Annotated in this window: 7 protein-coding genes; all 7 read left to right on the top strand. The window is 38.2% G+C overall.

What is annotated here, in order from left to right; genetic code table 11:
* Window positions 1-71 precede the first annotated feature (71 nt).
* The 7 genes from AC4HCY_RS14810 to hutU all read left to right on the top strand — a co-directional run bounded on the left by AC4HCY_RS14810 (window position 72) and on the right by hutU (window position 11,339).
* The gene (locus AC4HCY_RS14810) at window positions 72-989 is read left to right on the top strand and encodes a histidine racemase CntK family protein (protein ID WP_323433167.1); all 918 of its coding nucleotides are present in this window, start codon (window positions 72-74) and stop codon (window positions 987-989) included.
* Between the two features lie 83 nt (window positions 990-1,072).
* Window positions 1,073-2,500, top strand: a complete 1,428-nt coding sequence (nhaC, locus tag AC4HCY_RS14805; protein ID WP_491094512.1) for a Na+/H+ antiporter NhaC — start codon at window positions 1,073-1,075, stop codon at window positions 2,498-2,500.
* A gap of 155 nt (window positions 2,501-2,655) precedes the next feature.
* Window positions 2,656-4,338, top strand: coding sequence for a formate--tetrahydrofolate ligase (locus AC4HCY_RS14800; RefSeq protein WP_323430801.1), 1,683 nt, complete (start codon window positions 2,656-2,658; stop codon window positions 4,336-4,338).
* Between the two features lie 16 nt (window positions 4,339-4,354).
* Window positions 4,355-5,260: a glutamate formimidoyltransferase gene (gene ftcD, locus AC4HCY_RS14795; protein ID WP_491094511.1), complete on the top strand. Its 906-nt coding sequence runs from the start codon at window positions 4,355-4,357 to the stop codon at window positions 5,258-5,260.
* 144 nt (window positions 5,261-5,404) lie between these two features.
* Entirely contained in the window at window positions 5,405-8,455 is a 3,051-nt protein-coding gene (locus AC4HCY_RS14790) for an ATP-binding protein (protein WP_491094510.1), read from the top strand.
* 202 nt (window positions 8,456-8,657) lie between these two features.
* Complete coding sequence (locus AC4HCY_RS14785; RefSeq protein WP_323430804.1) at window positions 8,658-9,068, top strand: C-GCAxxG-C-C family (seleno)protein; 411 nt, start codon at window positions 8,658-8,660, stop codon at window positions 9,066-9,068.
* 243 nt (window positions 9,069-9,311) lie between these two features.
* A complete protein-coding gene (gene hutU, locus AC4HCY_RS14780; RefSeq protein ID WP_491094509.1) occupies window positions 9,312-11,339 on the top strand; it encodes a urocanate hydratase in 2,028 nt (675 codons plus the stop codon).

The following is an 11,339-nucleotide window of genomic DNA, read 5'->3' as shown; positions in this document are numbered from 1 at the left end:
GAAGTTATTAAAGGTTAAGCATTTTGTAACATCCTAAACCATCAATAAAAGAATAAGGGAGGCATAATTAATTGCCAGAAAACCTATCGAATATAAAAGAGGCAGTCAAAACGCAACTGATCCATAAAACAGATAATGTTGAAGAGCTCAAACCTATGGAATTGAATTTTGTTAAATTGAGTCCTGCAGAGAATACAACCGTATTGGTGACAAATTATGTTGATTCTAATAATTATCCAGAGGTAGTAAGTAAAATAATAACATATACGCACATAAATGCGGAACAGGTAGGCTTTATTAAAAAACCTAATGGAAAGGAGGCAATACTAAGGTTAGAGATGCCAGCCGGGGAATTTTGTGGTGATGGAATTATGTCAGCTGCAGCTCTTGTAAGTTGGTTAGGTTATTCTGATAAGATGGAGTTCAGTCTAGAATCTTCTGGGTTAAATTCACTTGTGCACTGCAGTGTAAAAAAAATACAAAACAACTTATATAAAGTTAAAGCATACATGCCTATAGAGTATCAAATCATTGACTATCAATCTACATTCAGAAATCATAAAATAATAGGAAAACTTGTTAGCTTACCTGGTATAACTCATCTAATACTGGAAGCAGGGCTTAACCAATATGAAGCTGAATTCATTAGTGAATTGGTAAAACATATTGCTGCGGAGATTAAAGCAAAGGCAATAGGAGTAATACCATATAGCGCTTCTTCAACAGAGGTAAACATAAATCCGTGTATACACGTTCCAAAGACAGGAAAACTGCTATTTGAAAGAGGGTGCGGATCAGGTTCGCTAGCTGTAGGTCTTTGCCTTGCTCAAAAACATAAAAAATCAATAAATACTTCTATTAAACAACCTGGTGGAGTTATCCGAGTAGGTATAGATGTACAAAACTCATGCAGCGAACCTATTAAAATTGAGATGGCTTTTTTAGAAACCGATATTTTAATTACCTGTGGGGGTAAGCTATATATTTAGCAGCATTTATGCAAAGGATATGTTAACTGTTGTTCGTTGTTGGGGCATATTTAAAAAAAATAAGTTTAAGGGGGATTCATATTATGGAAGGCAAGAAAAAAAATACTACTTATGGTTCTGCATTATTTGTTTTATTAGGAACAGCCGTTATAATGGGAGTCAGTATTATGGGTATGGGTCTTGATGCACATATACCCCTTATGTTTGGAATTGTGTTAGCAGCTATTGTAGGGCTGGTAAATGGATACAAATGGGAGGATATTTATGATGGAATTAAGAATGGTATTAATGATGCAGTTGAGCCTACAATAATATTGGCATTAGTTGGACTTATCATAGGCACATGGATATTGTCTGGAACAGTTCCCACAATAATATATTATGGGCTCATGTTAATGTCACCCAGATTCTTTTTAGTTGTTTCAGCTATTATTTGTGGACTAGTATCTACAATGACTGGCAGTGCATGGGGAACAGCAGGTACCGTAGGAATTGCATTTATGGGAATTGGTGCAGGGCTTGGATTACCACCTGCAATGACTGCTGGTTCAATACTTACTGGTGCATATTTTGGAGATAAAATGTCTCCAATGTCTGACACTACTATTCTTGCTTCAGCTATTGCAGGTGCAGATATTTGGGATCATATAAGAAGTATGTTTTGGACGACCATACCAGGGGCTGCTATAGCTTTGACGGCTTTTACTGTTCTAGGCTTTAAGAATGCTTCAGTATCCGAGGGAAGCAGCGAAGTTATTAGTATGATGATGAATGGATTGAAGGCTCAGTTCAATCTGAACGTGATTTTATTACTTCCTGCAATACTTGTAATCGTTTTAGCTGTACGAAAAAGACCTGCAATACCTACTCTTTTTTCGAGTTCAATATTGGCAGGAATACTGGCTATGATTTTCCAAAAGGGAGTAACAGTAAAAACGGTATTAGGAGCCATGCATTATGGCTATAGCTCAAATACCGGAGTTGAATTAATAGATAAATTGTTAAGCAAAGGTGGGCTTAACAGCATGATGTGGTCAGTATCTTTAATATTAATTGCCCTTACTTTTGGCGGAGTGCTTCAAAAAACGCAGGTTATGGAAGTAATAATTGAAAAGATGATTAAATATATAAATAGCGTTGGGAAACTTATAGCAAGCAATCTGCTTATGTGCATATTAGGAGATGCAATGATGGGCACTCAGTATATGGGAATAATCATACCTGGAAAGATGTTTCAAAGTACATACGATAAAATGAATTTGCAACCATGCGTTCAATCGAGGGTTTTGGAAGACGCAGGAACCTTAACAGATTGTTTGATCCCTTGGACAATTGGAGCTACTTTCTTTGCAGGCACATTAGGAGTCTCAACATTAGAATATGCTCCATATGTAATAATGAACTGGAGCGTTCCGATTATTTCAATGATTTATGGATTTACAGGAATAGCAATGTTTAAAAAAGGCAAAGAAAAAGTAAATGAGAAAGACAAAAAAATAATAAATGCATAAAACAAAAACGGTTCCAGATGTTCTGGAACCGTTTTTGTTTTATGGATAAACTGTTTTAAAATGTTATGATTTTTCAACTTATTGACGTTTATAGGACGCCTGAAAAATACAATAGAGATATGAACGATTTAATTTTTATGGGAGGGATTATGGCAATGAATACAAAAGTTCCTGGCGATATACAAATAGCACAGCATGCAAAAATGAAAGACATTTGTGATATAGCCAAAGAATGCGGAATACTTGAGGATGAACTTGAACTATATGGTAAATACAAAGCGAAGATATCTCTCAATATATTAGATAGATTGAAAGATAAAAAGGACGGAAAGCTTGTATTAATGACAGCCATTACTCCTACACCAGCGGGTGAGGGAAAATCAACTACTACGGTAGGTCTTGGACAAGCACTGAATAAGATTGGCAAGAAGGCTATAATAGCCCTCAGAGAACCATCCTTAGGTCCTGTTTTTGGAGTGAAAGGCGGAGCCGCGGGAGGCGGATATGCCCAGGTTGTTCCAATGGAAGATATTAATTTGCACTTTACAGGTGATATGCATGCTATTACTGCTGCTAATAATCTTGTGTCAGCAGCAATGGATAACAGTATACATCAAGGAAACCCCTTAAATATTGATACAAGACAGATTGTTTGGAAAAGAGTGCTTGATATGAATGACAGAGCATTGAGGGAGGTTGTTGTAGGGCTTGGAGGGAAAGCCAACGGCTTTGTAAGGCAGGATGGCTTTACAATAACAGTTGCTTCGGAAGTTATGGCGGTGCTTTGCCTTTCGGATAATCTGATGGATCTGAAAAATAGGTTAGGGAAAATAATAGTAGCTTATAATATGGATGGTCAGCCTGTCACTGTAAAGGATTTAAAAGTTGATGGAGCTATGCTGCTGCTTCTTAAAGACGCTATCAAGCCTAACCTTGTACAAACCCTTGAAAATACTCCGGCCCTTATACATGGAGGGCCTTTTGCCAATATTGCGCATGGCTGCAACAGCATAATAGCTACCAAGCTGGGGCTTAAATTAGCTGATTATCTAGTGACAGAAGCAGGTTTTGGCGCAGACCTTGGCGCAGAAAAATTTCTTGATATAAAATGCAGATATGGAGACCTTAAGCCTTCAGCAGTTGTCATAGTTGCAACGATACGCGCTCTAAAGATGCATGGAGGGACAGCAAAGGGCGAACTTAGCAAGGAAAATCTGGATACTCTTAATAAAGGCTTTGAAAACCTTGCAAAGCAAATCGAAAATATAAGGAAATTCGGTGTGCCTGTTATGGTGGGGATAAATCGTTTTGCAATGGATACGGAGGCTGAGATACGGCTTTTGCTTAGAAAGTGCAAAGAATATGGGGTTGAAGCTGCTTTAAATGAAGTGTGGGAAAAAGGCGGACAAGGCGGAATTGAAATGGCGGAAAAGCTTATCAGCCTTATTGAACATGAAAAATCATGCTATAAGCCTATATATGAAACTGAGGCTTCAATATCTGATAAGATAGGGACAATAGTTAAGGAGATTTATGGAGGGAGCGGCGTTAAGTTCTCAGCAAAAGCAATAAAAGAAATGAAGAGGCTTGAAGAACTGGGTATGGACAAGCTGCCAATATGTATGGCTAAAACACAATATTCGCTCTCGGATAATCCACAGCTTCTTGGCGCTCCCAAAGGCTTTGAAATTACTGTTAATGAGATTAGGGTGTCAGCAGGGGCCGGGTTTATTGTATGTCTTACAGGCGATATCATGACAATGCCGGGGCTGCCTAAAGTTCCGGCAGCAGAGCTTATAGATATAGACGAAAATGGTATGGTTACAGGATTATTTTAAGAAAGGCGGTTTTTATATGATCACTAACAAAAAACTTATTGAATGCGTGCCTAATTTTAGCGAAGGAAGAGATAAGGGAAAAATAGAAAAAATTATGGATTCCTTCAGAGGCAAGAACGGAGTTAAGCTTCTTGATTATTCAGCGGATGAAAGTCATAACAGGCTTGTTGTTACTATAGTAGGAGAAATGGAACCAGTCAAAACTGCAGTCATTGAAGCCATGGGAACAGCAGCTTCGATTATAGACATGACGAAACATACAGGAGAGCATCCGAGAATGGGCGCAACAGATGTAATTCCTTTTATTCCTGTTAGAAATGTAAGCATGACTGAAGTCATAGAGTTTTCAAAGGAAGTAGCAAAAGAAGCTGCCGAAAGATATAATATACCTATATTCTTATATGAAAAATCTGCAGCAAGCCCAGAGAGGGAAAACCTTGCAACAGTCAGAAAAGGACAATTTGAAGGGATGGCGGAAAAGCTTCAGCAGCCTGAGTGGAAGCCGGATTTTGGTCCTGATAAGGTTCATCCGACTGCCGGGGTAACCGCTATTGGAGCGAGGATGCCTCTTGTTGCCTTTAATGTAAATTTGAGTACTAATAACAAGGAAATTGCAGCACAGATTGCGAAGAATATTAGGCATCTCAATGGAGGCTTAAGATTTTGCAAAGCAATAGCCATTGATTTATCAGACAAGGGTATAGCTCAGGTTTCCATGAATATGACTGATTACACAAAAACAGCTCTCTACAGAGCGTATGAATTGATTAAGATTGAAGCTAGAAGATTTGGAGCTCATCCTATAGGAAGTGAGATAGTAGGGACTATTCCAATGGAAGCTTTGATCGATACGGCTGTTTATTATCTTGGTGTGGAGAATTTTACTATAGACCAGGTTCTTGAGACAAGAATGATGGAGTGAATAGAGAAAAAAGAGAAATTCTGCAAAAAAAACTCGGACATAACGTCTGGGTTTTTTTATAAGCCATAGGAAGCAATAAATTTTTGTTTTAACCAGATGATGAGGTATAATATCTTAAAGGCTTATTCATAGAGAGGTGAGCTTATGGAGCCAATAAATGTAAAGCTCTTTAGTACTCCGTCTGTAACCAGAGAAGATACAAGAATTGTTTTTCCATCTAGAAAAATTGAGGCGCTTTTCTATTATATCGTTGTAAATAAAGAAGCTGCAAGAGAGGAATTATCCAGCTTGTTGTGGCCGGATGCCAATGCTCAGACAGGAAGAAAGAATGTAAGAAATGCTCTTTACTATATAAAGAAGAGTCTTGACAGGGACATAATCATATCTCCAAACAGGGACCTAGTAACGCTCAATCCTGAAGTCCAAATCTCTTTAGATCTGGACAGGCTTTTAAGCGATGATGAATGGATTGATGCATATACAGGAGACTTTTTACAGGGTTTTGCAGTGAAGGACGAGGAAGTTTTTGAGGATTGGATAATGAGTTCCAGGGAGAAATATAAAAGCCTTTATGTTCAAAAGCTATATAAGAAGATCAAAGAAGATTTTACATACAGAGATTACCAAAGTGCGGAACAATGTGCGAGGCGGCTTATTGAAATTGATGAATATGACGAAAAGGCATATAGAGTGCTTATGAAGGCTTTTGCTGAAATGAATATGTATAATAAAGCCGCAGATATATATAATAGGCTTTTAGAGATATTAGAAAGGGATTTAGGAATCGTTCCGGATATTAAGAGCAGAGAACTTTTTCAGAACATACAAGAGAGAAGAAGCAGCGCTAAAATAGAAAGGATAGACAAAGGTAAAAGAATATTTTACGGGAGGGAGCAGGAGCTTGCTGAACTCCACAGCAACTATGACAGATTTAAAAGCGGAAGGGATTATAATTCAATATTGATTATAGGGGAAGCAGGGATAGGAAAAACAGCACTAAAAGATAAATTCCTTGAGGAAATCAGGCAAGATGATAACTTTATAATGGAATCAAACTGTTACCAGGCGGAAGAGGAATTCCCCCTAAGGCCTTGGAACGGTATTTTGAGTAAAATGCTCAATATAATTGGGGAAGAAAGGCTTAAGCTTCCATTTGCATGGAGAGATATATTGGAGGCTTTTTTTCCTTCTTTTGCATCCTATGATGAAAAATCTGAGCCAGCCATTAATATCAAGGCAAATCTATTGAGACTTAAAATGTTGGAAGAGACAATAATAAGTTTGCTTAGCAAGATCTCAAAATTAAAAAAGACCATTGTTGTATTTGATGATATACAATGGATGGATAATTTGAGCATATCACTTCTATCGGGCATATTGCTGCATCTTACCGAAGGTGTTGTGGTTATTGCGGCATGCAGAAACGGCCGCTCACAAAGAGTAGAGGATTTTATTGTTGAGATGGTAAAGCACAACAGATTAAACAAAATTGAGCTTGACAGGTTTACAAAAGATGAAGTCACCGAGTTTGCAAGGAGAGCGTTACCGGATTATAACTTCAAAAATGCTATTTATGAAAATATCTATAAAGAAACAGAAGGCAATACATTTTTTATAGTGGAATGTATTAACTCTTTGCGTGAAAATAGAGAGATGGATATGATGTCTGCGAGAATGACAGATATATTGAAAAGCAGGTTTATCGGAATAAACGAAGAAGGGGTAAAGATACTCAACATCTCATCCATGTTTTTTGATGAAATATCTATTGAGGTACTGGCAGAGATCAGCGGTGTGGATAAACTGAAGCTTCTGGACATACTCGATGACTTAAAAAATCGATTTATTATAAAAGAGATAGATAACAAGTCGTCCCCAAGCATAATATTCACACATCAAAAACTCAGAGAATTTATATACAATATACAATCTGCCAGCCGTAAGCAGGTACTTCATAATAGAATAGGACGAATTCTTGAAACCCGGCTAGTTGGTGATGACAGGGATATTGTTCTGTATCCTAAGCTGATTTATCATTTTTCAAAAAGCGGTGATATGGAATCAGCTTTGAAATATAACATAAAGACAGCGAATTTTTATCTTGATTTCAGCCATGAGCTTTTTCCAACATTGTATGGAAATTACAATATAGACATTTATCATCCTTATCTTACTACGGAAGACAGCTTAAAATATTTAAGCAATATTGAAGAGCAGCTTGTAAAGCTAAAGGAATCCTATCCTATCATGGATCAGATAACCCTGCTTGAAATAGCATTTTACCATATGAAGGGAAGGTATCTTATAAGGCAGGGCCAATATGAGCGGGGAATAAAGCTTATAAAGGATATGATCAGCAGCTCTCTTAGGGTTGGCGAGATAGATTATGCCTTAAAAGGATACAGACAGATGATTTATTACGGGATACAAACCAGGGACATGCAGATTATGAAGGAGAATGTAGAAGCAGGCTTGAAAATGGCAAGAGAATATAGCTTGAATGCTGATATCGGAATGTTTCTAAGACTTTATGGATTGTACAAGATAATGAACAAAGAATATGAACAGGCAGAGGATTTGCTTAAACAATGCATAAATAGATTTTTATCCATTGAAAATTGCAAGGATAAATACTCCATGCATATTGCAGCAGCATACAGCTATCTGGGAGATATAAGAAGATATAATATGAGGTTTCAAAGCTCCTTGGAATACTATGACAAAGCCATATCCTTATGCGAAAGTAAAATGGCGGGCAGCAGCTTAGCAACCTTCTGTACAAATGCAGGGCAAGCAGCCTTTGATGCAGGTGATTATATCAGAGCTAAAAGTTATTTCATGCGCGCCTTTGAAACATATAAAAAGGTGGATTCTATATGGGGAAGAGGTACAGCTGAAGGGTATATGGCTCTCCTTCTTATAGCTGAGGGCAATTATAAGGAAGCTATAGAAAGTCTGAAAAGGGCTGACCAATATTCGGATAAAATAAAGAATCCTTATGAAATAGGTCTTATATATAGAATAAAAGCAGAGATCAGATACAAAATGGAGTCCAACAATAAGCTAAACCAGATTTTTATCGCATATCTTAATATGAACAGGATTGATTATTGTGAAGAAGGCATAAAGCGCCTGAAAGAAGTCAATGACAAATATCAAATAGACATACTCAATATGTTTGCGGAGCAAAGATAGAGCAGAGCTTTATACCCTGCCTTTTCTTTTTATTGATCTCTTGAGTAGTAGCAGTTGGAGGTAAGCCACTAGTTCTCGAAATACCTGGGGTTGATAATTTCTTGAAAGAGAGGTTATGCAGAAAAATATTCTTGTACTAAAGAAAAAAAAGTGTTAATTTTATTATAAGAATTTGGAGGCAATATATAAGGGGGAAACTGTAATGTTGGCGAATGCTGTAAAAAAATACTATGACAAAAGCTATGACTTGAATTGTGCTGAAACAATATTGTACGCAGCCAATGAAGCTTACGGATTAAATCTTGATAAGAAAGCATTAAAGACCATGGCGGCCTTTGGAGGCGGTATGGCAATTGAAGAGACCTGCGGTGCCCTAACAGGTGCACTGGCAGTGTTGGGAATACTATATGTTGAGGATAGGGCTCATGAAAGTGATAAGATAAAGGAGCTTACAAAAGAGTTTTTTCAGAAATTTAAAGACAAGCTATCAACAGATAATTGTAAAAAGCTAAAAGAATTGTACAGGAATGATGAAATAAGGTGCAGCCCCATTATCTTTGCTGCTGCGGAGGTTTTGAGCGAAATAGTTGACAGAGAGGGATTAAAGAAGTAGGAGGTGAAATACCTCCTGTTTTAATATTTGACGTTTTTATGACGTTCAGCAGTTATAATCATAGATAAGGTAATCTTTTTAAATTCTCAATATTATGATTATTTTGTAATGCATAGGGAAGTATAATTTCATTAAAACTCCCAATAGAGGTCTTTATTGCATAAAAATGATATAATATTGACAGTGTGCAGTGATATCGGGATTTAATAAATATTTTTAAATAAAAAGGTAGGAGGGACTGTCATGTCTACAAATTATGATATTTCCGGCGCTATGACAATAAAGCTGGATAATGAATTGCCCAAAATGCCTATTTTTGTTGAAGGCATAAGGAGAGCTCCGGATCGAGGCTTTACTTTAACAAAGGAGCAGGCAGAAATTGCTCTGAAGAATGCACTCAGATATGTTCCGGAAGAGCTTCATGAAAAACTGGCTCCTGAGTTTATGGAGGAATTGGTTACAAGAGGAAGGATTTATGGTTATCGTTTCAGACCTCAAGGAAGGATTTACGGAAAGCCTATCGAAGAATACAAAGGAAACTGCATAGAAGGCAAAGCTTTTCAAGTAATGATTGACAATAATTTGGACTTTGAAACAGCTCTATATCCTTATGAGCTGGTGACTTACGGCGAGACTGGGCAGGTATGCCAGAACTGGATGCAATACAGGCTTATAAAGAAATATCTGGAGGTATTGACTGATCATCATACTCTGGTAATCGAATCAGGCCATCCTCTTGGACTTTTTCATTCAAAGCCTACAGACCCAAGAGTGATCATCACTAATGCACTTATGGTAGGCATGTTCGATAACAACAAGGATTGGCATTATGCAATGCAGATGGGCGTTGCAAACTACGGACAGATGACAGCCGGCGGCTGGATGTATATTGGACCTCAAGGGATAGTGCATGGCACCTTTAATACCATTCTTAATGCAGGAAGGAAAAAACTTGGCATAGGGGCAGACGAAGATCTTAGCGGATATCTATTTGTTACTTCGGGCCTTGGGGGCATGAGCGGCGCTCAGCCCAAAGCAATAGAAATTGCTAATGGTGTGGGAATAGTTGCAGAGGTGGATTATTCCAGGATCGAAACAAGGCATGATCAGGGATGGGTGAGCAAGGTATCTGCAGACCTGGGAGAGGTATTCAAAACAGCTGCCGAATACATGCAAAGAAAGGAACCTATATCCATAGCTTACCATGGAAATATTGTGGATCTTCTGGAATATGCGGTTAAGAACAATATTCATATACATCTCCTTTCAGATCAGACTTCATGCCATGCACCATATGATGGAGGCTATTGCCCGCAGGGACTTACCTTTGAAGAAAGAACTCAGATGCTTAAAGCAGATCGAGAGAAGTTCTGCACTCTTGTAGATAAAAGCCTGCAGCATCACTTCCAGCTCATAAAGGAGCTTGTAAACAGAGGCTCATATTTCTTTGATTATGGAAATTCATTTATGAAAGCTGTCTATGATGCAGGAGTAGTTGAAATTGCTAAAAACGGAGTAGATGAAAAAGATGGATTTATATTCCCATCATATGTAGAGGATATAATGGGGCCTGAGCTTTTCGATTATGGCTATGGACCCTTCAGATGGGTATGCTTGAGCGGAAAGCATGAAGACCTTATAAAGACAGATCATGCTGCAATGGATTGCATCGATCCAAACAGAAGAGCCCAGGACAGAGACAATTGGGTATGGATAAGAGATGCTGAAAAGAACAAGCTGGTTGTAGGAACCCAGGCTAGAATACTCTATCAGGATGCCTGGGGAAGAACAAGGATTGCGCTAAGATTTAATGAATTGGTAAGAAAAGGCGAGATAGGTCCTGTGATGCTTGGCCGTGACCATCATGATGTAAGCGGTACTGATTCTCCGTTCAGGGAGACTTCCAATATCAAGGACGGAAGCAATATCATGGCCGATATGGCTGTCCAGTGCTTTGCAGGCAATGCTGCGAGAGGAATGAGCCTGGTTGCCCTTCATAATGGCGGTGGAGTAGGTATTGGAAAGGCCATCAATGGCGGCTTTGGTTTGGTCTTAGATGGAAGCGAAAGAATAGACAATATAATCAAGGATGCGATGCTTTGGGATGTCATGGGCGGAGTAGCAAGGAGAGCCTGGGCAAGAAATGAGAATTCTATAACCACATCTATTGAATATAATAAGACTCAAGAAGGCAAGGACCACATAACCCTGCCCTTTATACCAAAGGAAGAGCTGGTTAAGAATGCAGTGGAAAGAGCATTGAAAAAGTGA

Source organism: Lutispora sp. QWL-02 (genome assembly GCF_058315355.1).
The sequence above is the reverse complement of the archived record's forward strand: the minus strand, read 5'-3'. Positions and strand labels throughout refer to the sequence as shown.

What these genes read in the sequence shown, in the direction of transcription:
- AC4HCY_RS14790 (WP_491094510.1), top strand. Translation starts at nt 5,405, where the DNA reads ATGGAGCCAATAAATGTAAAGCTCTTTAGTACTCCGTCTGTAACCAGA.
- ftcD (WP_491094511.1), top strand. Translation starts at nt 4,355, where the DNA reads ATGATCACTAACAAAAAACTTATTGAATGCGTGCCTAATTTTAGCGAA.
- hutU (WP_491094509.1), top strand. Translation starts at nt 9,312, where the DNA reads ATGTCTACAAATTATGATATTTCCGGCGCTATGACAATAAAGCTGGAT.
- AC4HCY_RS14785 (WP_323430804.1), top strand. Translation starts at nt 8,658, where the DNA reads ATGTTGGCGAATGCTGTAAAAAAATACTATGACAAAAGCTATGACTTG.
- nhaC (WP_491094512.1), top strand. Translation starts at nt 1,073, where the DNA reads ATGGAAGGCAAGAAAAAAAATACTACTTATGGTTCTGCATTATTTGTT.
- AC4HCY_RS14800 (WP_323430801.1), top strand. Translation starts at nt 2,656, where the DNA reads ATGAATACAAAAGTTCCTGGCGATATACAAATAGCACAGCATGCAAAA.